Annotated in this window: 17 protein-coding genes, 1 pseudogene and 1 other annotated feature; of the genes and pseudogenes, 7 read left to right on the top strand and 11 right to left on the bottom strand. The window is 34.4% G+C overall.

Annotation, left to right across the window (positions count from 1 at the left end; all coding sequences use genetic code 11):
* Nucleotides 1-247 precede the first annotated feature (247 nt).
* Nucleotides 248-2,122 (bottom strand): diguanylate cyclase domain-containing protein, encoded by a 1,875-nt coding sequence (locus SLH52_RS20280; RefSeq protein WP_320211051.1) that lies wholly within the window; start codon nucleotides 2,120-2,122, stop codon nucleotides 248-250.
* Between the two features lie 406 nt (nucleotides 2,123-2,528).
* Here SLH52_RS20280 and rpsD point away from each other — a divergent pair, with 406 nt between their 5' ends.
* Nucleotides 2,529-3,131: a 30S ribosomal protein S4 gene (gene rpsD, locus SLH52_RS20275; RefSeq protein ID WP_320211050.1), complete on the top strand. Its 603-nt coding sequence runs from the start codon at nucleotides 2,529-2,531 to the stop codon at nucleotides 3,129-3,131.
* Between the two features lie 112 nt (nucleotides 3,132-3,243).
* On the opposite strand, the gene SLH52_RS20270 is transcribed toward rpsD, so the two are convergent.
* Complete coding sequence (locus SLH52_RS20270) at nucleotides 3,244-3,867, bottom strand: histidine phosphatase family protein (protein WP_320211049.1); 624 nt, start codon at nucleotides 3,865-3,867, stop codon at nucleotides 3,244-3,246.
* 191 nt (nucleotides 3,868-4,058) lie between these two features.
* Here SLH52_RS20270 and SLH52_RS20265 point away from each other — a divergent pair.
* Nucleotides 4,059-4,203: pseudogene (locus tag SLH52_RS20265) on the top strand (site-specific integrase); the annotation flags it as partial.
* Between the two features lie 217 nt (nucleotides 4,204-4,420).
* On the opposite strand, the gene tyrS reads toward SLH52_RS20265, so the two are convergent.
* A complete protein-coding gene (tyrS, locus tag SLH52_RS20260; protein WP_320211048.1) occupies nucleotides 4,421-5,683 on the bottom strand; it encodes a tyrosine--tRNA ligase in 1,263 nt (420 codons plus the stop codon).
* Nucleotides 5,684-5,893: 210 nt separating this feature from the next.
* Nucleotides 5,894-6,146, bottom strand: a binding site (T-box leader).
* A gap of 633 nt (nucleotides 6,147-6,779) precedes the next feature.
* Between tyrS and SLH52_RS20255 the strand changes: the two genes are divergently transcribed.
* Entirely contained in the window at nucleotides 6,780-9,863 is a 3,084-nt protein-coding gene (locus tag SLH52_RS20255; RefSeq protein ID WP_320211047.1) for a transglycosylase domain-containing protein, read from the top strand.
* Nucleotides 9,864-10,036: 173 nt separating this feature from the next.
* On the opposite strand, the gene acsA is transcribed toward SLH52_RS20255, so the two are convergent.
* Complete coding sequence (gene acsA, locus SLH52_RS20250) at nucleotides 10,037-11,752, bottom strand: acetate--CoA ligase (protein ID WP_320211046.1); 1,716 nt, start codon at nucleotides 11,750-11,752, stop codon at nucleotides 10,037-10,039.
* A 202-nt stretch (nucleotides 11,753-11,954) separates the two neighbouring features.
* Here acsA and SLH52_RS20245 point away from each other — a divergent pair, with 202 nt between their 5' ends.
* Genes SLH52_RS20245 through SLH52_RS20235 form a run of 3 tightly spaced genes read left to right on the top strand, consistent with a single transcriptional unit; the run spans nucleotide 11,955 to nucleotide 14,448 of the window.
* Nucleotides 11,955-12,587, top strand: a complete 633-nt coding sequence (locus SLH52_RS20245) for a GNAT family N-acetyltransferase (protein WP_320211045.1) — start codon at nucleotides 11,955-11,957, stop codon at nucleotides 12,585-12,587.
* Between the two features lie 41 nt (nucleotides 12,588-12,628).
* A complete protein-coding gene (locus SLH52_RS20240) occupies nucleotides 12,629-13,276 on the top strand; it encodes an acetoin utilization AcuB family protein (RefSeq protein WP_320211044.1) in 648 nt (215 codons plus the stop codon).
* Nucleotides 13,273-14,448: an acetoin utilization protein AcuC gene (locus tag SLH52_RS20235; protein ID WP_320211043.1), complete on the top strand. Its 1,176-nt coding sequence runs from the start codon at nucleotides 13,273-13,275 to the stop codon at nucleotides 14,446-14,448. The genes SLH52_RS20240 and SLH52_RS20235 overlap by 4 nt, the downstream gene beginning before the upstream one ends.
* Before the next feature lie 136 nt (nucleotides 14,449-14,584).
* Here the strand turns inward: SLH52_RS20235 and motS are convergent, their stop codons facing one another.
* The 4 genes from motS to SLH52_RS20215 all read right to left on the bottom strand — a co-directional run bounded on the left by motS (nucleotide 14,585) and on the right by SLH52_RS20215 (nucleotide 18,820).
* Nucleotides 14,585-15,322 (bottom strand): flagellar motor protein MotS, encoded by a 738-nt coding sequence (motS, locus tag SLH52_RS20230; RefSeq protein WP_320211042.1) that lies wholly within the window; start codon nucleotides 15,320-15,322, stop codon nucleotides 14,585-14,587.
* A complete protein-coding gene (gene motP, locus SLH52_RS20225; RefSeq protein ID WP_320211041.1) occupies nucleotides 15,312-16,130 on the bottom strand; it encodes a flagellar motor protein MotP in 819 nt (272 codons plus the stop codon). Before motP ends, motS begins: the two co-directional genes overlap by 11 nt.
* 61 nt (nucleotides 16,131-16,191) lie before the next feature.
* Entirely contained in the window at nucleotides 16,192-17,190 is a 999-nt protein-coding gene (gene ccpA, locus SLH52_RS20220; RefSeq protein WP_320211069.1) for a catabolite control protein A, read from the bottom strand.
* A gap of 553 nt (nucleotides 17,191-17,743) precedes the next feature.
* Nucleotides 17,744-18,820, bottom strand: a complete 1,077-nt coding sequence (locus SLH52_RS20215; protein ID WP_320211040.1) for a bifunctional 3-deoxy-7-phosphoheptulonate synthase/chorismate mutase — start codon at nucleotides 18,818-18,820, stop codon at nucleotides 17,744-17,746.
* A gap of 277 nt (nucleotides 18,821-19,097) precedes the next feature.
* On the opposite strand from SLH52_RS20215, the gene SLH52_RS20210 reads away from it, so the two are divergent.
* Entirely contained in the window at nucleotides 19,098-21,263 is a 2,166-nt protein-coding gene (locus tag SLH52_RS20210; RefSeq protein ID WP_320211039.1) for a cell division protein FtsA, read from the top strand.
* A 121-nt stretch (nucleotides 21,264-21,384) separates the two neighbouring features.
* Here SLH52_RS20210 and ytxJ read toward each other — a convergent pair whose 3' ends face one another.
* From ytxJ to SLH52_RS20195, 3 genes are all read right to left on the bottom strand, one after another.
* Complete coding sequence (gene ytxJ / locus SLH52_RS20205; protein WP_320211038.1) at nucleotides 21,385-21,711, bottom strand: bacillithiol system redox-active protein YtxJ; 327 nt, start codon at nucleotides 21,709-21,711, stop codon at nucleotides 21,385-21,387.
* Between the two features lie 260 nt (nucleotides 21,712-21,971).
* Nucleotides 21,972-22,442: a YtxH domain-containing protein gene (locus SLH52_RS20200; RefSeq protein WP_320211037.1), complete on the bottom strand. Its 471-nt coding sequence runs from the start codon at nucleotides 22,440-22,442 to the stop codon at nucleotides 21,972-21,974.
* A 122-nt stretch (nucleotides 22,443-22,564) separates the two neighbouring features.
* Entirely contained in the window at nucleotides 22,565-22,978 is a 414-nt protein-coding gene (locus SLH52_RS20195; protein ID WP_320211036.1) for a DUF948 domain-containing protein, read from the bottom strand.
* Nucleotides 22,979-23,244 lie beyond the last annotated feature (266 nt).

Raw genomic sequence — 23,244 nt, 5'->3', positions numbered from 1 at the left:
AAAAATGAAAGCGTTTTCTTTTGGTAATGAAAAAAGGAACTCCGATTATTCTCCTTTCTGTATTCGAATAAATTATTGTTTCCTTCTAAAAGATTACCTCTTATCCAACTAAATTAGTCTATCTTTACACCTTAAAAACAACGAAATCCAATAAATGTTCATTAACAAAGTTGACGAAAAGGGTCTATTTTTTTCAATAGATCGGAAAACATAATTATCCATCGGAGCACCTGTATAGGCACTTTCTTCATTTCTCAACATTATAAGTGACAAGTTGATTTTTCCCTGAACCTTTCGCTTTATACAGTGCTTTATCTGCATGAAAGATTAAATCGTTTAAGCTGCTTTTATAATCATTTCCCCAATAAGACAACCCACATGAAATCGTAATTGTAGGATTTGTGCCGTTTTCAATCTTTTTTATTAGACGTTTAGCAACTTCCTTACCAATTTTACAATCTACCGTTGGGAGGTAAATAGCAAATTCTTCTCCACCCCACCTGGCACCTATGTCTTTTTCTCGTATATGCATTTTAATAATGTCTGCCACTTGAATAAGAATATCATCTCCTACTTGATGACCATATGTGTCATTGACCTCTTTGAAATTGTCGATATCAATAAGTAATAGCGTTCCTTGGTGATCTTCACTTAAAGAATACAATATCTTTTCATCTAGATATTTCCTTGAATAAAGCTTCGTTAGATGGTCAGTAATAACCAGCTTTTCCAATTCTTCTCTTAACATAGAATTAGAGAATGCCAACGTAGAATGGTGAATTAACGACTGCATTAATTTAAAATATTCAAAAGTAAAGTGATGTGGTTGTCTATGTAAAACAAGTGCAAACCCCTTTAATTCTTCACTATGTACCATTGGTACTGACATTAAAGATCGGTAAATAGCATTCATTACATGTTCGGCTTGAAGCTCTCCTATAAAGATCGAATCCATTTCTCCTTTTATTTTCTTATGGATAAAATGGATATACTCCTCACAATCCTTAGTTTCAAAAAAGCTTGTACTTCCTGGTAATACCGCGAGCTGGTTGTTATCGTCAATTAACACAAAGCCCACTTCTTGTGCATTGAACGAATTTATCATTTGGTCTGTCATAAATGCCATTATTTCTCTTAAACGAAGGTTAGAATTTAATGTATGTGAAGTAGCATTTATTAGCTGTAAATCAGCAATCAATCGTTTCGATTGTTGATACAATTGTGCATTCTCTATCGCGCTACCTGCAGTATTTGCAAGCAATATAATAAAATCTACTTCACGTTTAGGAAAAACGATACTATCATGTGCTGTTACTTGTAACACTCCGTACACACCTTGCTTACCCATAAGAGGAGCATACAAGATCGATTGTTTTTCCTTCACAGATTGTTCAAAAAACACTTCACCATTGACATATGCTTTCATTGCGAACCCATGAATATGGTTATCATCATAATTCAAATCTTTAATTTGCATGTGATTCTGATTGTTGTTGTCATGTGAAAGAAGTAAATGATGTGTAAATAATGGATAAATATCTTCTAGTGTCTCAATTATTTCCTCTAAAACGCTGTCGATTGACATAGAGGAATGAAACTTTGCTGTTATTTGATTCAGTTGTTCATATCGTTTTTCCTCATTAATGATATTTGTGAACTTCCTCACTTGATTAACAAATTTTTCGCACTCTCTTCCTATTTTCTGTAAAAATTGATTACTATACTCATCGACATTACTCTGTTTTATTAATAAAAAACCATTTTCTTCTATTAAAGTAGAAAAAGGAATCGTTACAGAAGAATCTCCTAATTGATCAAGTACATCTAGTGGCTGTCTTATAATAATCTTATTGAGAAGTTGTGGTAAGATTTTTTCAGATGAAATGAAGAACTGATCTAACTCCTCAACAACACTTGTCATTGTTGAAGCTTCTAGAAAAAAACGATCGATTTCGTGGTTATATAAAAACAAACTAACTTCTAAAGCTTGTAAATTAGTTTTAATTAGGTAGGTTAACTCCGATGGTATATGATGATAATTACTATGATTGTCATCAATTAATAACAGATCGAACAATTCTGCTTTAATACGTGTATATATTTGCTCTTCCACTAGTTCCATTTTATCACCCGTTTATTAAGGTTTGGTTCATATCTATGGAAAGTTTAAATAATTCTGTGTAATCAACATTATATCTTAAAATCATTAATTTTTCCTAATTTTTTTAAATTTTATAGTCTATTTGTCCCATGACAGTACTTTTATCCCAATAATTATCTGTATATGTACAATCTTATTATAACCTCCTTGACTTTCATGAAGAAAAAACATATAATGTTCGTTGTGTAAAATATCGCAGCTTATGTGATGTACATTGAGTTCTCAGTTTGTTCCTCTCTATTGGAGGTGTATCGTGTAACTCTCTGCTGCTAGAGCGAGGATACATGAAAAACAAAATGGGCTGAATGAAATACATTACGTCTGTTTTTATTTTATACAAAATAAAAACATTGAAGGAGGAGTCATCATGGCTCGTTATACAGGTCCAGCATGGAAATTATCTCGTCGTCTTGGTATTTCACTAAGTGGAACGGGAAAAGAATTAGAGAAACGCCCTTATGCACCAGGTCAACATGGCCCAGGTCAACGTAAAAAACTTTCTGAATATGGTTTACAGTTACAAGAAAAACAAAAGCTTCGTCACATGTACGGTGTAAACGAACGTCAATTCCGTAACTTGTTTGATGCAGCTGGTAAAATGACTGGTAAACATGGTGAAAACTTTATGGTTCTTTTAGAATCTCGTCTTGATAACTTAGTATATCGCTTAGGATTAGCTCGTACTCGTCGTCAAGCACGTCAATTAGTTAACCATGGTCATATTGTAGTTGATGGAGGTCGAGTAGACATTCCTTCATATAAAGTTAAACCTGGTCAAACGATTTCTGTTCGTGAGAAATCTCGTAATCTTGACATTATTAAAGAAGCTATTGAAGCTACAAACTTCGTACCTGAGTACGTAAACTTCAATGCTGATAACCTAGAAGGTACATTCACTCGTTTACCTGAACGTTCTGAATTACCAGCTGAAATTAACGAATCATTAATCGTTGAGTTCTACTCTCGTTAATTAATTCGCTTTATATCTAGCGATGGTAAAAACCCTAGAAACCTTGGTTTATTAAAGTTTCTAGGGTTTTTTGTTTGTTTTTTACTTTGTAGAATAATGTATTCTCCTCAAGTTATTTAGAGGAGATTTTTTGGGAAGCTAATTGACTCAAATGATCTGTATTATTAAAATAATTTATTACAATATTAGATGAGTTATACTCAATTAAATGTACTCCTGTATCTTGAGTATGAATAAAACAATTAGGAACAGGAGGTAATTTTAATAAAACATGTATCAATTTTTCAATCATACCACCATGTGACAATATAATAATTCTGTTAGAATCTTTATGTTCATCTAATATTTGTAATAGGATAGTTTCTGCTCTTGCTCTAAACTCTATATCTGTTTCTCCTTCTAGAATACTCTCAAATGGTTTTAAGTCATAGTGAGAATTCATGTTTTCTTTTGTAATAGGCTGCCCAGCTAAAATTCCATTGTTCCTCTCTCTAAGGCCGTCACTATAAGTAATATTACATTTTAATTTCGCTCCCAAAATCTTTGCTGTTTCAGAAGCCCTTTTTAATGTGCTTGTCCAAATTACATCAAATTCCCCAAAATTTTCAACTAAATGTGAAGCTAAAGATTTCGCTTGAATTGTTCCTTTTTGTGTTAATGAGAAATCAGCTCTTCCTTCATGTACATTAAGAATATCTGCTTCTGATTCACCATGTCTTATTATTAATATCTCCATTTTTATCCCCTACCTTACAGTGGTAATTTAACACCCAGCTGATACTTATTTTTTTGATTTTTTGTTGTTTATTAATGATTATAATAACATCAATACGATACATATTGAGCGCATTAATTAACCTATTCACTATCAAACTTCTAGTCTCTCTAAAATGGATTTTCCATCATAAGGTCAATAAAGAACCTTTTAAGATAACACCACATGTTTAAGACATTCTCATGCAACAATTTTAATTAGTCAGCGAATTCCTGTGAAAGTATGCCTGCCCGTTTAGGTAACACTCCACAAATGATTTTGGACATCTATAGTCATTCTTTCAAGGACATAGAATAAGAATCTGTTCAAGCGTTTGAGCAGGCTTTTAAACCTCTAACTAGGTTTTCTCAAAAATATTAGTGTTAATAGGCTTTTTAATCGTATTGATTTCTACTCTCGTTAATAAGAGCAAAAACCCTAGAGAAGATTTTCTAGGGTTTTTATTATGTTAATTAATATATTTTATCTTTGTTGTGATTTATAAAATGAGCACCTTGTCAGCTGCGCTTTGCTATTAATACTTGATTAGGAAGTATTTTTTCTTACCTCGGCGAATAACAGTGAATTGGCCTTCGATTCTATCCGTGTTAGTTATGACACGATCAATTTCTTGTGTTCGTTCACCATTAATATATATTGCTCCATTTTTTATATCTTCTCTTGCCTGACGCTTCGATGGAGATATTTTACTCATTACTAATAAATCAACTAAACCAACCTCAGCTTCACCTTCAAAATCATATGAAGGCACATCTTTAAATCCTTGTTTTATTTCTTCAGCTGTTAAAGATGATATTTCTCCATTGAAAAGCGCACTTGATATTTTAATCGCTTGATTTAACGCTTCTTCTCCATGAACTAACTTAGTCACTTCTTCAGCAAGTGCCTTATGAGCCGTTCTTTGTTCCGGTGCGTCTCGTAATTCTTGCTCTAATTGTTCGATTTGATTTTTTGATAAAAATGTAAAATACTTCAGGAAATTAATAACATCTCTATCATCAGAGTTAATCCAAAACTGATAAAATTCATAAGGAGAAGTTTTTTCCTTATCTAACCATATCGCTCCACCAGCGGTTTTGCCAAACTTTGTTCCGTCTGCTTTCGTAACAAGAGGAATAGTTAAACCAAATGCTTTTTCTTCTTCATCAGAAGATTTTCTAATTAATTCTAAGCCTGCAGTAATATTTCCCCATTGGTCACTACCACCAATTTGTAATTTACAATTTTGTTCTTTATATAAATGTAAAAAGTCTAATGATTGTAATATCATATAGCTGAATTCTGTAAATGAAATCCCAGACTCAATTCTTGATTGAACTGAATCTTTTGCGAGCATATAATTTATTCCAAAATTTTTACCTACATCCCGTAAAAACGATACAACATCTAGCTTGCCAATCCAGTCAAAATTATTTGCTAAAAGTGCTTTATTCTCTCCACTTTCAAAATCTAGAAAACGAGATAGCTGTTGTTTTATACGGTTTGACCATTCAATGACAACATCTTCTGTATTTAATGACCTTTCACTACTCCTGCCACTTGGGTCACCAATTAATCCTGTTCCGCCACCGACAAGTGCAATCGGTTGGTGGCCAGCTAATTGAAATCTCTTTAACACCAATATAGGTAATAAGTTTCCGATGTGTAAGCTATCTGCTGTCGGATCAAAACCACAATACAACTTCACTGTCTCTTCATTTAAGTGCTGCTTTAACCCATCTTCATCAGTAATTTGATTAATTAATCCTCTGAACTGCAAATCCTCTATTAGATTCATACAGATCATCTCCTTTTCGTTAAATTAGACAACGCAAGGTGCCTCACTATGCCAACGTCCTATGGATAATGTTGTAATCTGATCAACTCCCGAGACGCGCTTCAGACAACCTAACAAGAAGGTCGCTTGTTAACATTATTATAGATCGGCTTATGACCTAAAGCCGACGAAGCCTTAAGCTAGACAAATAAAAAACTCGCCCCTAAAAAATGAAGGGACGAGTGTATTCGCGGTACCACCCTACTTGAGGAATATATCCTCCGGCTTAAAAAGATAACGGTAAAACCGTCCTTTGCTACTTAGTCAACTAACCGTTCACAAAAGATGCTCTAGGAGGTAATTCATGCATATCTTTGTACTGGTTCCCACCAAACACCAGCTCTCTAGGTAAAGTTGTTAAATTGACCTAACAACCATTTTTACAGGGAGATATTTCACTACTAATTCCTATCATTGCATTCATGTATTTGAATTAAGAATATTTTTATCATATTAGCATCATAAATGTCAAGAACACATTTAATTATTATGAATTAATTTCTACAAATTTAACGATTTGTTGTTCAAATCTTCCATGCCAAAAATGATATTTAATTAATAGGCCTTAAGCCATCTCTTACAATTTACATTTAAAATTTGGAAACAAAAATATTTTAGAACAAGGAAAATGACTTATGCTATAATTGTAATGATTTTGTCTTTTTATAAGGTGGTTTTCCAGTTAATTGTTATTTATTGTGGCTAAGAAATAAATACGTATAAAACTGGCATACAAGGTAACTTTTCTCCAATAAAATAATAACTGAATGAAATCAATTTGTTGTTAAACAATAACTACAATCTTTTTAGAGAGAGCTTTTTATTAGGCTCTTTTCGTAAACATTGATGCTATTGTTACCAAAAGTTATGGTTTTATCCTAGCCATTATTTTAAAGTAGAAAAGATGCCACGAAGACTAGATTATTATGTAATTAAATCTTAGTACGAAAAGCAAAAACCAATTCGAAAGCAGCTTTTTAATAAAACTTCAATGATTAAAAATTATAAAATAGATAGAGATTTTTAGTTGATTGTACCCAGGGGGGAAATATTGAATATGAGTGATAATAGATCTAATTGGCAAGATCGATTACAAAAAGTACGAAGGATGTTCAGTAGCAAAGATGCTGTTAAAGGCGCAAGAATTACTTACGGTGTATTTTGGAATATCACCCTACTCTTTATAATTATTGGATTAATAGGATTCTTTTTTGCTGGTGGTGTTGGTGCAGGCTACTTCGCGTCGTTAGTAAAGGATGAACCAATCCGCTCTTATGATAGTATGAAAAAAGACATCTATAATTATGAAGAAACGACTGAATTATATTTTGATGATAATGTTTATTTAGGTAAGCTTCGTTCCGACCTTGATCGTGAAGAAGTTAGTATAGAAGATGTTTCTCAGCACCTAATAAATGCTGTCGTTGCAACAGAGGATGAGTTTTTTTGGGATCATAGTGGAATTGTTCCAAAAGCAATCATGCGTGCCCTTTTCCAAGAAGTTACAAATTCATCTGTAAGAACTGGTGGTAGTACTCTTACTCAGCAGTTAATTAAAAACCAAATACTTTCAAACGAAGTATCTTTCGAACGGAAGGCAAAGGAAATGTTACTTGCTCTGCGACTTGAGCAATCTTTTGATAAAGATGAAATTCTTGAAGCTTACTTAAATGTTTCTACTCTCGGAAGAAATTCTTCAGGTAGAAACATAGCTGGTATCCAAACAGCTGCTCAAGGTATTTTTGATGTTAATGCTAAAGATTTAAACATACCTCAAAGCGCATTTATTGCTGGTTTATTTCAAAGTTTTAGCTATACGCCATTTACAAATAAAGGTGAGATAAAAGAGGATTTAGAATCATCTATGAATAGAATGCATACTGTACTTAGCCGTATGCTGCAAGCTGAGTTTATTACAACAGAAGAATATGAATCTGCATTAAATTACGATATAACAGCAGATTTTGCACCACCTAAGGCATCTCCAATAGATAATTATCCTTGGCTTACTTTTGAGATTGAGGATCGTGCAGAGAAAATATTAGCTGAGATATTAGCTGAAAACGACGGATACGAAGTGACGGATTTAGCTGAAAACGACGATCTATACAACGATTATATAAATCGTGCGAGTAAAAATTTACGACAAAATGGCTATAAAATCCATACGACAATTGATAAAGAGATCTATGACGAAATGCAAACTGTAGTACAAAACTTTGAATATTTCGCACCTGACAAGCCAGAAGAAAAAGAAGATCCTGAGACTGGGGAAATGATTCAAGTGATGGAACCTATTGAAGCTGGAGCTGTACTAATCGAGAATACAACTGGTAAGATCATCAGCTTTGTAGGTGGACGAGATCATAATCGAGAACAGCTGAACCATGCTACGAATGCAGAACGCTCAAATGGTTCTACGATGAAGCCTTTGTTAGCTTACGGTCCTGCAATGGAGCTAGGTAAGGTACAACCAGGGGCAATTTTAGCAGATGTTGAACTAAAGGTACAAGCAGGTGGAGAAATGTACCAACCTGGTAACTATGATGGTAGAACACACGGTCTAACATCTGTCCGGTACGCTTTGCAAAAATCATATAATATTCCAGCTATTCGTTCATATATGTCCGTTATTGATCAAAAACCTGCTTCATTTTTGGAAAAAATGGGATACACAAGCTTAACAAAAGAAGATCATACAAATTTATCAACGGCTATTGGTGGCTTAGCATATGGGGTAACTGTTGAAGAAAATGTTAATGCTTATGCTACATTTGCAAACGATGGACAATTTGTCGATGCTTATATGATTGAACGAATTGAAACAAATGACGGTGAGATTATTTATGAGCATGAAAGTGAAGCTGTTGAAGTATTCAGCCCGCAAACATCTTACTTAATGATTGACATGATGAGAGATGTCATTAGCGGTGGAACAGCTGCATCGCTCCCAGGCAGACTTGATTTCAAGGCTGATTGGGCAGGAAAAACTGGTACATCACAAGATTTTAAAGATGCATGGTTTGTTGCAACAAACCCAAATGTAACCTTTGGTGTTTGGAACGGGTATGACACACCAAAATCAGTAAAAACGACATCAGGGCCAACATATGGCCAAAGAAACATATATTTGTGGGCAGATTTAATGAATGCCGCTTATACTATTAGACCTGAACTAATTGCTCCTGAAGAAAGGTTTAAAATGCCTGGTGGAATCATTAGTCGATCTTATTGTGCTGCATCAGGTCTATTGCCTTCAAAAGCATGTGAAGAGGCTGGGCTTATTGAAACAGACCTTTTCAACGCAAAATATGTACCTACAAAAGAGGACAATAGCTTAGAAAAAGCTAATTATGTTGAAATTGGTGAAAAAATATATCGAGCTATAGAAACGACCCCTGAAGAATTTACTAAAGAAGGGTTTATGTTTACTGAAGCATTCCTTGAAGAAATTGGCATTACCGATTTAAAAGTAGCTAAGCAACTAATTCCAAATAATGAAAAATGGAGCAATATTATTTTTCCAGAATTAGAAGAATTAGAAGATACAGGAGAATTACCTGATACTATGGGCGGTGTTAAATTAAATGGAAACTCTATCACATGGCCTGCTCATTATCAACAAACTGTTATTGGATATCGAGTGTACGAAATATCCAATTATGGGGAGAATGTTTCTGAAATAGGCATGGTACCTGTTGGTGAAGATTTAGAATTTACAGTAGGTAATACAGATAGTGCTTATTACGTGACTGCGGTTGATATATTTGGAAGAGAATCTGCTGAGTCTAATAAAGTCATTAATGGTGATTGGCAAGAAGAACCTGATGATATTGAAGACCCTAACAACGGGGACAATGACCAACCTGGTGACGGTGAGGACCCTGGTGACGGTGAGAATGATCCAGGAAACGATGATAATGATCAACCTGGCGAGGGCGAAGGCGAAGATCCTGGTAGCGAAGATAACGATCAACCTGGTGACGGTGAGAACCCTGGTGATGAGGAAAACGATCAACCTGGTGATGGTGAGGACCCTGGTGACGGTGAGAATGATCCAGAAAACGATGAAAGTGATCAACCTGGTGATATAACTGAACCAGAAGATCCAAGTACACCTGCGGACCCTTCAAATCCTTAATAATAAGGTTCAGACAATAATAAAAAAGAAGGTTGCTCAAAAGTTAATACTGAGCGACCTTCTTTTTTTCTCGTATATAAGAACTAAATAAAGTTAGACGTATAGATGGCTACCGGCTACCTATTAAAAATTTGTTTCGTTTTTAATACGAAAAACATCGTTTATTCCTGTAACTAATCTTCCATAGTTGATAAATCACCCGTAGGTAGATCTAATTCCCACGCCTTTAACACTCTACGCATAATTTTCCCACTTCTTGTTTTAGGTAACTTTTCACAAAACTCTATTTCACGTGGAGCTGCATGAGCTGAGAGGCCTTTTTTCACGAAAAGCCTTATTTCTTCTTTTAATTCATCAGTAACATCGTAGCCATGTCTTAGTGAAACGAATGCTTTAATAATTTCTCCACGTACTGGGTCAGGTTTTCCTATCACCCCAGCTTCTGCTATTGCAGGATGTTCAACAAGCTTACTTTCAACCTCAAAAGGTCCAACTCTTTCACCAGAAGTCATAATTACATCATCTATCCTACCTTGAAACCAAAAATACCCTTCTTCATCCATATAAGCTGAGTCTCCTGATACATACCAATCACCAGGCATAAAGTATGATTCATATTTTTGTTGATTGTTCCAAATCGTATACATCATTGATGGCCACCCTTTTTGTATGGCCAAATTCCCCATCCGATTTGGTGGTAATTCATTTCCTTGATCATCCACAATCGCAGCCTTAACTCCTGGAATAGGTTTTCCCATTGAACCAGGCCTTATTTCCATACATGGATAATTACATATTAATTGAGCACCTGTTTCAGTCATCCACCATGTATCATGAATACGATTATTGAATACTTTAACACCCCAACGTATGACCTCAGGATTTAATGGCTCTCCTACACTTAAAATATGTCTAAGGGAGCTTAAATCGTGTTGCTTTACTAAATCATCACCAGCACCCATTAACATTCTAAATGCAGTTGGAGCACTATACCAAATAGTAACACCGAACTGTTCAATCGCTTCATACCATGCAGCTGGGCTAAACCTTCCTCCAATAACTACATTTGCAGCACCCACAAGCCATGGGGCAAAAATACCATAAGCAGTCCCTGTAACCCATCCAGGGTCAGCAGTACACCAATAAACATCATCTTCTTTTAAGTCCAATACCCACTTTGCTGTTTGATAGTGCTGAATCATAGCATTATGGACGTGCAATACGCCTTTTGGTTTACCTGTTGAGCCCGAAGTATAATGAATAATAAGTCCATCTGATCTATCTACCCATTCAATACTTAAACGGTCACTAGCACTTTCCATTTCTTTATAATAATTAATAAACTTTTCATCATCTAAGTCATCACCAACTAAAATGATATGCTTTAGTGCCGGAAGCTCATTAACTGGAACTCTATCTAATAATTCAGGTGTCGTTACTAACACTTTTGCTTCACTATCTTCTAACCTATCACGAACTGCCCCTTCCATAAAAGCTTCAAATAACGGCCCAACAATAGCTCCTAGTTTTATTGCCCCTAGAATAATAAAATATAATTCGGGAGAACGAGGCATAAACACAAAAACACGATCACCTTTATCAACATCAGCTGCTTGCTTAAGTACATTTCCTGCTCGGTTAGAGAATTCACTCATTTCCTTAAATGTATATTTCTCTTTTCGAACAGAATCTTGATAATATAATGCTATTTTATTTTTCCTAAAGGTATATGCATGACGATCAATCGCCTCATAGGCCATATTTACCCTACCTGTTTTTGACCAAGAAAAGTTATTTTCTACTTCGGACCAATTAAACTGACTATAAATTTCTTCGTAATCTGTTAAATTGTAATCCCCTTTCGTAACAGCTAACGATTCCACCTTCATTTACAATTCCCCCTTTGTAAATCTCTTCAAAGAATATTATATTATAAATACATAGTCTTCTCAATTTTAAAAATATTAAAATAACAATTGTACATTGTTAACGAATATCCACAAATAGAATGTGAAAAAATGCAATGAGAGTAATTATATATTACTAATATTATGTATAATAGAATAAAACATGTAATAAGGTGGTGACCTAATGGAACATAAAAAAACTTATAATGCAAAAGAATTAAAAACACCACAGGGAAACTTAATTTTAGAAGGACCCATTTCATCTGCTAAACTATCAAGCTACGATTTTCATCACGATCTTATAGCATTTCGCCAACCAGATCAACAACATAAGGCATTAATAGGGATAGCAGATTTGCCTGAAGGTAGAATTATTATAGCAAGACACGAGCATACCATTGTTGGATATGTTACTTTCTTATACCCTGACCCTCTTGAACGTTGGTCTGAAGGCAACATGGAAAATTTAATTGAACTCGGGGCAATAGAAGTGATTCCTAAATTCCGAGGTTCCTCAGTCGGCAAAAACCTTATTAACGTATCAATGATGGATGATGTAATGAATGACTATATTATTATTACAACCGAATACTACTGGCACTGGGATTTAAAAGGTACAGGACTTAATGTTTGGGAGTATAGGAAGGTAATGGAGAAAATGATGAATGCTGGCGGTCTAGTATGGTACGCCACCGATGATCCAGAAATTAGTTCTCATCCAGCAAACTGTTTAATGGCTAGAATAGGAACAAGAGTTGATAATGAATCAATACAACAATTCGATCGATTGAGATTTATGAATAGATTTATGTATTAGATAACTTTTAAAATGAAATACAGCTTGAAGGGGGAAATACAATGATAGTTGAGCAAATAATGAAAACAGATGTAACAACACTCTTTCCCAATGATACTATTGAAACTGCTATCATCACGTTGCACAAAAAAGATATTAGACATATTCCTATTGTAGATAAAAGCCACCACATAATTGGCGTCATCTCAGATCGAGACTTACGTGATGCAAGCCCTTCCATTTTGGAACTTAACAATGATAATAAGCACATCCTTAAACAGCCAATAAAGAACATTATGAAAACTGACGTTATTACTGGTCACCCGTTAGATTTTGTTGAGGAAGTGGCTGCTGTATTTTATGAGCATCGGATCGGTTGTATGCCGTTAACAAATAATAATAAATTGGTAGGTATAGTGACAGAAACAGACGTCCTTCATACCCTTGTACAACTTACTGGTGCACATCAACCTAGTTCACATATTGAAATTAAAGCTAGTAACAAAACCGGCATGCTAAGCGATATTGCTTCAATTTTCAAGGACCGAAATATCAACATCAATAGTGTACTAGTATATCCAGATGTAGATGAGAGCTATAAAATACTCGTTTTTCGTGTCCAAACGATGAACCCACTGAAAATCGTAAATGAATTGAAAAATGAAGGTTATACAGTCTTATGGCCAACTGTACCAGGTGTTTCTTTATGAGCGGAAACTCAGTCTTTGTTTATTCGGACCAATTTCAATTATACAAATTTAGTGATGACCACCCTTTTAATCAATTGAGGGTGAAATTAACTTATGACCTCCTTAGAAAGCTTCATATACTCGATGATAATCAAATTATCCCTCCTAGAATTGCAACAGATGAGGAACTGACGCTTATTCATGATCCAAACTATATACAAGCTGTTAAATTAGCTGGCAATGGCCAACTATCAGCGGAAAAAGCTCAAGCATATGGAATTGGCACCGAAGATACCCCTATTTTTAAAGATATGCATACAGCAAGTGCTCTGTTAGTAGGTGGTACGTTAACGGCTGTAGACCATGTGTTAACAGGAAAGGCTACACATGCACTAAGTCTTGGAGGAGGATTACATCATGGATTTAGAGGAAAAGCATCTGGCTTTTGTATTTATAATGATAGCTCTGTTGCAATTAAATATATGCAAGAAAAATATGGTGTACGAGTAATGTATGTCGATACAGATGCACATCATGGAGATGGAGTACAATGGACATTTTATGATGACCCTGAAGTTTGTACATTATCGATACATGAAACTGGACGATATTTATTCCCCGGTACAGGACATGTAAATGAAAGGGGACATGGGAAAGGTTATGGATATTCATTTAATATCCCAGTTGATGCTTTCACAGAAGATGACTCTTGGTTGCATGCTTATAAACAATCTTTTTTAGAAATTGCAGACTATTTTAAACCAGACGTCATTATAACTCAAAATGGTGCCGACTCTCATTATTATGACCCACTTACACATCTTTCTTCAACGATGAAAATATATCGAGAAATTCCAAAGCTAGCTCATGAAATTGCTCATAAATATTGTAGTGGTAGATGGATTGCAGTAGGTGGAGGGGGGTATGATATATGGCGTGTTGTTCCTAGGGCATGGTCTTTAATTTGGATTGAGATGATTGAAAAATCACATAATATTTCTGATATACCTGAGGAATGGATCAAAGCATGGCAAGACGCTTCTCCAGTACAACTACCGTTAAAATGGGATGATCCAGCAGACCTATACTCTCCAATACCCCGTAAAAATGAAATATCTGAGAAAAACATGCACACAGTCATGAAAGCGCTTCAAATTATTAGAGAAAATAAACAACAACGGAATTCTATATAAGAAATGGCTTATAAATCAAATTGATTTATAAGCCATTTTACAATTTTATGTCCTAACAACATCTTGTTTGATATGCTTATAAGACGCTTTTTCTTTTACAAGTAAAATTCCGTCAAGTCATGATCGTAAGTTAAATTTAATTAGTTTGTTCAATGTATTCTGGATCAGAAATCACTATTTCAACTCTACGATTTTTCTCCCAATTTTCTGGATTAGAGTTAGGAGCAACAGGTCTAGTATCACTAAATCCAACAGCTTCAAAGCGAATATCATCTAGCTGATGCTCTTCTATTAAATAACGAATAACACTGCTAGCGCGAGCTGTAGATAATTCCCAGTTTGATGGATATCTATAAGTTTCGATTGGACGATCATCTGTATGCCCTTCCACTTTAACCAGATTTGACATGTCATCTAATAAATTTCCTACCTTATCTAAAAATGGATAAGCAGATGGTTGTATAATTGCTTCCGCAGTGTTAAATAAAACCTGTTCTTGTAAAACTAATACAACACCACGCTCATAACGATTAGCTACAATGACATCTTCAAGACCATTCTCTTGGAGAAATAGTTGTATTTCTACAACTAGTTCATTTAATGGATCTATATTAGTGACTTCCCCACTATCCTCATTCAAATGTACATCTTCTGTTGATAATGGATCGAAGGGAATTGGAGATGGGTCAAAGTCTAAAATATGGTTCGTTTTAAATGAATTAGCAACAGCTTTAAACTTTACAATATCAATTTGCGACATTGAAAACATTAATATGAAGAACACAAGGATTAAAGTTATAAGGTCAGAAAAAGTAACCATCCAAGCAGGTGCACCTTTTTTTCTTTCAGTATGCACTCTTTTCCTATCTCTCATTTTGAGCTGCCTCCTCTACCTCCTCATCTTCGATGCCCACTCGCTCTTTATAAGATAAAAAGGCACTGAGCTTTTCTTCCAAAATTTTAGGGTTTTGACCAGATTGAACACCAATAACCCCTTCAATGATAATTTGCTTCAAAAATACTTCCTTTTCCGTTTTCAAAGCAAGTTTTGATGCTAATGGAATGAAAACTATATTAGCGAGTAATGATCCATACAATGTAGTTATTAAAGCAATTGCCATATTGGGACCTAAAGTCGTTGGATCATTCAAATTTTTGAGCATTAATACTAACCCTGTTAAGGTACCAATCATTCCCCAGGCAGGGGCTAGTTCTCCAGCCCTTTCAAGAATACTTCTTCCCTTCCGATGTCTTTCCTCCATTGCAGAAATTTCAGCATCCATAATATCATTAATGACATCAGGTTCGATACCATCTACAGCTAATAGGATACCTTTTTTAATAAACGGATCGTTAACATTTTCAATTTCAGCCTCTAATGCAAGTAAACCTTCCCTTCTTGCCCTATCAGATAAGTTGACAAATGTATTAATTAATCCATTTAGCTCCTGTTCATTTTGACTAAATGCTTCTTTTAACACCTTAAATAAAAGTTTAATGTCTTTTAAGGGGAAACTTGTTAACAACCCAGCTGTTAAACCACCCAAAACAATATACATTGATGGGAAATGGATAAATGAGGATAATCCTGTCGATCCACTATTTGATATTATACCGAATAAAAACATAGCTACTGCAAGAACTAATCCACTAGGTGTTAGTAAATCGAATTTTTTTTTCATAATTTCTCTCCCTGTGCATATATAGAATCCAACCTCTCTATTCTATATATCGACAGGATTTTTAATTTGTTGAATGACGAAACTCAATTCTATGAGGAAGTACTACAACGCTATCCTCTACCTTCTCTTTATTCATATATTTTGTCAACAACCGCATTGCTACTGCACCGATATCATACATCGGTTGAACAACTGTCGTTAATTGTGGTCGCACCATAAAAGATAGCCTCGTATTATCAAAACCAATCACTTCCATATCTTTAGGAATCACTGTGCCGTGATCTTGCGCTCCATGAATGACACCTAAAGCCATTTCATCATTCCCAACAAAAACAGCCGTTGGTTTATTTGGCATCTCCTCTATTTTGTTGTAAGCGTCAATCCCTGAATCATAAGTATAATCACCTTCAAGAATATATTCATCTACGTATTGTAGCCCAGCTTCTGAAAGTGCTTTTTTATATCCTTCTAGCTTCTTTTTACTACTAATTTGATCATCAAGTGGGCCACTGACGTATGCAATTTTTTTATGGCCATTATTAATAAAGCTAGTAGTCGCATCAAATGCAGCTTGTTCATAATCAATGTTGACAGATGGAATAATATTTTCTTCTTCAATAGATGCTGCTAAAACTACTGGCACTTGTGATTTTTTAAATTGTTCAACATGATCTTTTGTAATATTTCCGCTCATATAAACGATTCCATCGACTTGTTTTCCGAGCATTGTATTAATTAAATGAAGCTCTTTTTCTTTATTTTGATCTGAGTTGCTTAAAATAATGTTATATTTATACATTGTTGCAATATCTTCTATTCCTCTCGCTAGCTCAGCGTAGAAGATACTTGATATATCAGGAATAATCACACCGACAGTTGTAGTTTTTTTACTCGCCAAACCACGTGCTACTGCATTTGGTCGATATCCAAGTTGTTCAATTGTCTCTAATACTTTTTTTCTCGTCGCTGGTTTTACATTTGGGTTCCCATTTACAACCCTTGAAACAGTTGCCATTGATACATTAGCCTCACGTGCAACATCATATATAGTAACATTCATCATTATCAGCTCCTAATTAGTTTTTCTTTATGCTATTATTTGCTTAAATTTTATATTTAACAGAACCACTACCTATATTAATAAACAAGAATTGTTTTCGTATTGTATAGAGTTTCACAAATGGCCTTAATAAGGGCTATTTTCACAACAATCCTTACTATTCATACTAAGCGGTAATAACCTAACATTCGTGCATCTTTTCTAATATAACATTAATCGTTTCAGACAAAATCCCATCTTACTGTTCATTGTTAATATATAAATATAGCTGCAAAGTTTTTGAACAGAGACTTAATTATAAATATTATGTAGGTGACATTTCTTAAGTTATATGTAACATATCATACGATACTATGAAATAGACCGCAATCAATATACAAATTATTTTCACAAAAAAAACTCCTGCCGTAGCAGGAGGAATACATATTCTACATGAATATAGCTATATTTCGTAACATCTGTTCACTAAAAAACGTAGGAAATGGTATAACATCACACTTTTATATATCTTTATTAAAACAGCAACAATGTATTGTGCAAAAAGAGCTATTAATTATGCTTTAACAGTGCTAGCTGATTTAATTTCATTGATGAAATCGTTAAATTGATTGAAATCCATTTGTTGTGCTGAATCAGAAAGTGCTACGGCTGGATCTGGATGAACCTCTGCCATTACACCATCTGCCCCAATTGCTAACGCTGCTTTAGCAGCAGGTAATAACAAGTCTCTACGACCAGTAGAATGTGTAACATCAACAAACACAGGAAGGTGTGTCTCTTTCTTTAAGATTGGTACTGCTGATATATCTAATGTGTTTCTTGTAGCTCTTTCATAAGTACGGATACCACGTTCACAAAGAATAATTTGTCCATTGCCTTGAGAAATAATATATTCTGCTGCATTGATAAACTCATCTATAGTAGCTGCTAAACCACGCTTCAGTAATACTGGTTTATTCACTGCCCCAGCAGCTTTGAGTAATTCAAAGTTCTGCATATTTCTTGCACCAATTTGTATCACATCAATGTAATCTACTGCTTTCTCCACATCAGCTGGATTAACAATTTCACTAATAACTGCTAAATCATATTCATCTGCAACTTGTTTAAGTATTTTCAATCCTTCTACACCTAAACCTTGGAAGTCATATGGAGATGTTCGTGGCTTAAACGCTCCTCCACGGAGAAGCTTTAATCCATGCTTCTTAATTTCGTTTGCTACTGATGCAACTTGTTCATAGCTTTCAACTGCACACGGCCCCATAACAAAGTGATGATTTCCATCACCAATTTTTTCACCTTTTATATCAATAATTGTGTCTTCTGGTTGTTTCTTTCTAGAAACTAATAATGCTTTACGGTGATCATCTTTTTGTAGTTCCAACCCTGCCTTAAATATTTCTTTAAAAATATGTTGCAATGTTGAAGTCTCAAAAGGTCCATCATTTTGTTCATTAATTAAATCCAACATTTTTCGTTCTCTAACAGGATCAAAACGATTAACACCTTGTGCTTCTTTCACTTTTCCTATTTCTTGTACAAGAGTTGCACGTTCATTTATTAACTTCAATAATTGCATGTTAATCTCTTCTACTTTTAACCTTAGCTCGTCTAATTGTTTATTACTCATCTCTTTCATCCTTTCGACTATGATAAAGTGTATTCAAATCAGGAACTTTCGTTCCGCTTTTTGAATGACAAATTATAAGTTTGATTCCTCATCTAATAATGATATAGCAAATATATTATGCTCAGATTACTTTATTAGATGTGGAAAATGTGGTACATTTCATGTAATTAGAGTTTATTATATACGAATTCAATTGTGTTGTCACTAAAAAACTTTAATATTTAAACGCTTTTAAGTGTTAAAGTGTTTTGATTAATTGTGAAGAAGGTGAGAAGCTTTGACCTTACTACCTACGATTTTTGCATTAGATATAGGAACAAGATCTGTTAACGGCATAATAGTTAAGGAAAATGATAACAATTTTGAAATTGTTGATATTGTAACAAAAGAGCATTCTGAAAGAGCAATGCTTGATGGGCAGATCCATGATGTATTGGCTGTCTCAAAAGTAATAACAGAAATAAAAACAGAACTAGAAAGTAGACATGGGAAATTAGATAAAGTATGTGTAGCCGCGGCAGGGAGAGCATTAAAAACTGAACGTGGTCTAGTTACTATGCCTATTTCAGGAAAGCCGATCATGACAAAGCAAGACGTACTGCATTTTGAATTAAGCGCTGTTCAGCAGGCTCAAAAAAACTTAGCGTCAAATAATAAGGAAGATAAAAGCTATCATTATTATTGTGTAGGGTACTCTGTCATATGCTATAAGCTAGATGATGAAGAAATTGGCAATTTAATTGACCAACAAGGTGAAACTGCTTCTGTTGAAATAATTGCCACATTTTTACCTAGAGTTGTTGTCGAATCTCTTATATCGGCACTACAGCGCTCTAATTTAGAAATGGAAGCTCTCACACTGGAACCGATCGCTGCCATTAATGTACTGATACCCCAAACAATGCGTCGATTAAATGTAGCATTAGTTGATATAGGTGCAGGTACTTCTGATATTGCGATTACAGATGCTGGAACAGTTGTTTCTTACGGGATGGTACCAATTGCAGGGGATGAAATTACAGAAGCTATAAGCGATGGCTACTTACTTGATTTTCCACTCGCTGAAAAAGCGAAGCGAGAGCTATATAAGCAAGGGACAATTACGATTACAGATATTTTAGGATTTGAGACAGAGGTTCCGAAACATGAGGTTGTTAAACAAATTTCTTCCTCCATAGACAAACTTGCATCCTCCATAGTAAGTGAAATACTAACATTAAATCAGCATAAACCTCCAAAGGCAGTGATGCTAGTAGGGGGAGGTAGTTTAACACCTGAATTGCCAAAACGAATTGCTTCATACCTAGAGCTACCGGAAAATCGAGTCGCGATTCGTGGCATTGATGCAATTCAAAGACTAATTTTATCTGCAAACATTCAAAAAGGGCCTGAACTTGTTACTCCTATTGGAATAGGTATTGCAGCTAAACAAACACCTGTTCAGTATTTGAGCGTGAAAGTAAATGACAAATCTATTAGACTATTTGATATAAAAAAACTAACTGTTGGTGATTGTTTACTATCAGCGGGCATAGAAATGAATAAACTGTACGGCAAACCTGGTATGGCAATCATTATTACATTGAATGGACAAAAAGTTACTTTGCCAGGAAATTACGGTCTTCCACCTAAGTTATTAAAAAACAATGAACCGTGCTCACTTGATGATTTAATTCAACAAGGTGACCATATTGCTATTGAAAAAGGTCGTGATGGAAGTCCAGCTCGAGTACAAATCAAAGATATTATTGATCAAATACCTACAGCACACATCACAATTAATGGACAAAAACATAACATAGTTGCAAAATTTTTCAAAAACAAGCAAGAGGTGACTGCAGATAGTTTTGTTATTGATCATGATAACATTCATTGTGAATTTCCTTCTACTATTAAGGGGTTACTAAATTTTATACAAAATGAAAATATACACTCTGAGTTGCTTACATATTCCTTAGTGATCAATAAACAAGAGATGAAAATTCCCTCTATGTCTGGATACATAACTCGTAATGGTGTGAAAGTGCCTCCAACATCAAGCTTTGCAAATAATGATAATATTGTTATTAATTTCTCTAAATCTACATTAACTGTTAAAGACTTAGCTGAATTGAAGGGGATTATGTTATCTCAAACAATTCCAATTCAGTTTAATCATAAGCAAATATTATTAACTAAAAGTATAAATGAAATTTTTAAAAATGGAACCAAACTAAATGAAGCCGATATTTTATATAGTGGAGATCACATTGAAATAGTAAGTAAACCCGTTGAACCATTTATCTTTCAAGACATATTTTCACATATAGAATTTAATTTACCTGACAATGCGCACGGCGGTTACGCATTACTTAGAAACAATGAAGAAGTATCGTTTAAAGATATTATAGAACCAGGAGATGAGCTACGTATCGTCTTTCAGGATAAAAACTCATATGTGTAAACATAAGGCACTTCTCGTAAGCTATATTGCTATTTTTACTAATTAGAACCAGTACGAAAAATAACAATTTATGCGAAAACAGTCCAACGTTAAGGAGTGGGAGGATGATCCTCCCACTCCTTTATCCTACCTGCTTTTTTAATGTATCGTAAGTGATGTTCCAATGAGATGTATGCCAAATGACCTTGCCATCTTGCACTAGTAAAACTTGTGGAGATTCATGTTTAGTACTATATTTTTCAGCTATAAAATTCGAAAGAGCTCTTGATTCCTGTACATATAAATAAAATATTTGAAGCTCTTCATTTTCATTATTATATTTTTCAAATTCCTTAAATGCTGAACTGCTAATCGGACATGTTAAGCTATGTTTCATTATTAAAAACTTTGAATGTTCATTAATAAGCTTTTCAAATTGTTCCTTAGATGATATTTTTACTTTAGCCAATATAAATCCCCCTAACCTTAAAAAGCGTAAATGTTCTTCTTTCTAATCCCCAGCATACCCTCACATTCTTTCTCTTGAACATACAATATTCATCCAGAGGAATAGGTGCTGAACCTAGACAACAAGAAATGCGCAAGCTCTTAAATTATCTCAGACAAGCACTGGAAGCCTTTCATTAGAAGGTGCTTTTTACCTTTTGCTTAGTTATCTCTGAAATTCTTCCAAAAAAAAATAGGTAGTGAAGTAATCATAACACTCCACTACTTATTACTCAATTGAATTGAACTTTCCATATCCTCAATAGCTTTTTCAGTTTCTTCAAGCTTTTTTTGAATATCAACATCATTTTGTCCAATGGTAATATATTCACTTTTTTGTTTAGTTAATGTTGGTTCCTCTTTCTCATTTGTTATAGTAGTTGGTATGTCAGAATCGCCATTTCTTTTCATTTCTTTCATTTTAGTTACGATGTTAGAAGATTGCTGAGCAACTGTTTTTCTGAACCCTGCTGTTTTATCCTTCGCTGTACCTGCAATAGATGAACCTTTTTCCATGACTGTATTTTTGATTTGACCAGTTTTATCTTTAACAATTACGGCATGTTCGTTAATATCACTTCTTAACTCTTTTCCTGATTTAGGTGTCAAGAATAAAGTAGTACAAGCTCCTACAATACCACCGACTAAAGCACCAATCAGAAAATCCTTTGTATTGATCCCATCTTTGCTCACCGTAATATCTCCTCCTTCATTATTGTATTCAAAATGTATATTCAAGCTCCCCCACAAAATATCATGCTTCTTCAAGTGGAGTAGACTTATACAAAACACTGAAATTAATTGGGATTAATGACTCACTTAGATTTACTTTTCCACTTATTCCATAAGTCAATTGCTGCACTTCCCCATTGAACTACTTGAGTCACTTTCTCTTGATTATCTTCTAATTGATTCACTACAGATGTAGAAACCTCTTGTACTGATTTATTAAATCGATGAACAGACGTACCCACATCATTAACGGCATCAACAACTGAATTTAACTTTTCGGATTTTTTTTGAATATCTTCCGCGAGAATGTTTGTTTTCTTTAATAAATCAGTTGTTTCTGATGTAACTCCCTCCACTTGTTTTTCTAGTGAAGACAAAGTATGTGCGACACTTTTTAACGTAAGTTGTAATGAAACTAATGTCTTTGCTAAAAAAATTACTAGTACAACGAAAGCAACAGCTACAATAGCTACGCTAATATAAACAATCCACATCAACCTAACGTTACCTCCTTTTCAGCCATAATAACCTAATTATCTTTTAAATTCGACGTACGTCTAGTATGTTCCTCTCTAAAAATGTATAAAGTTAAATTTTTGCATTTATTAAATGGATACTCGTAGTATTTCAGTAATACAAAACAAATATTTTCGGTTACAATAATATAGGGTAGCTCAAGATCAATTAATTGTATTAATCTGTTAGTAACATTATGTATATACTTTATATGAGGTTTTGAGTTAAACGATGTAGCTTTACAATT

Origin of the sequence: Cytobacillus sp. IB215665 (assembly GCF_033963835.1) — a bacterium.
Taxonomy (GTDB): Bacteria; Bacillota; Bacilli; order Bacillales; family SM2101; genus Nanhaiella.
This window is presented reverse-complemented; position numbering and strand designations above follow the sequence as displayed.

Excerpts from the sequence above, each read along its gene's own strand:
- rpsD (WP_320211050.1), top strand. The coding sequence starts at position 2,529 with ATGGCTCGTTATACAGGTCCAGCATGGAAATTATCTCGTCGTCTTGGT.
- SLH52_RS20240 (WP_320211044.1), top strand. The coding sequence starts at position 12,629 with ATGATAGTTGAGCAAATAATGAAAACAGATGTAACAACACTCTTTCCC.
- SLH52_RS20270 (WP_320211049.1), bottom strand. The coding sequence starts at position 3,867 with ATGGAGATATTAATAATAAGACATGGTGAATCAGAAGCAGATATTCTT.
- SLH52_RS20245 (WP_320211045.1), top strand. The coding sequence starts at position 11,955 with ATGGAACATAAAAAAACTTATAATGCAAAAGAATTAAAAACACCACAG.
- motS (WP_320211042.1), bottom strand. The coding sequence starts at position 15,322 with ATGAGAGATAGGAAAAGAGTGCATACTGAAAGAAAAAAAGGTGCACCT.
- motP (WP_320211041.1), bottom strand. The coding sequence starts at position 16,130 with ATGAAAAAAAAATTCGATTTACTAACACCTAGTGGATTAGTTCTTGCA.
- tyrS (WP_320211048.1), bottom strand. The coding sequence starts at position 5,683 with ATGAATCTAATAGAGGATTTGCAGTTCAGAGGATTAATTAATCAAATT.
- SLH52_RS20255 (WP_320211047.1), top strand. The coding sequence starts at position 6,780 with ATGAGTGATAATAGATCTAATTGGCAAGATCGATTACAAAAAGTACGA.
- SLH52_RS20280 (WP_320211051.1), bottom strand. The coding sequence starts at position 2,122 with ATGGAACTAGTGGAAGAGCAAATATATACACGTATTAAAGCAGAATTG.
- acsA (WP_320211046.1), bottom strand. The coding sequence starts at position 11,752 with ATGAAGGTGGAATCGTTAGCTGTTACGAAAGGGGATTACAATTTAACA.
- SLH52_RS20215 (WP_320211040.1), bottom strand. The coding sequence starts at position 18,820 with ATGAGTAATAAACAATTAGACGAGCTAAGGTTAAAAGTAGAAGAGATT.
- SLH52_RS20235 (WP_320211043.1), top strand. The coding sequence starts at position 13,273 with ATGAGCGGAAACTCAGTCTTTGTTTATTCGGACCAATTTCAATTATAC.
- ccpA (WP_320211069.1), bottom strand. The coding sequence starts at position 17,190 with ATGAATGTTACTATATATGATGTTGCACGTGAGGCTAATGTATCAATG.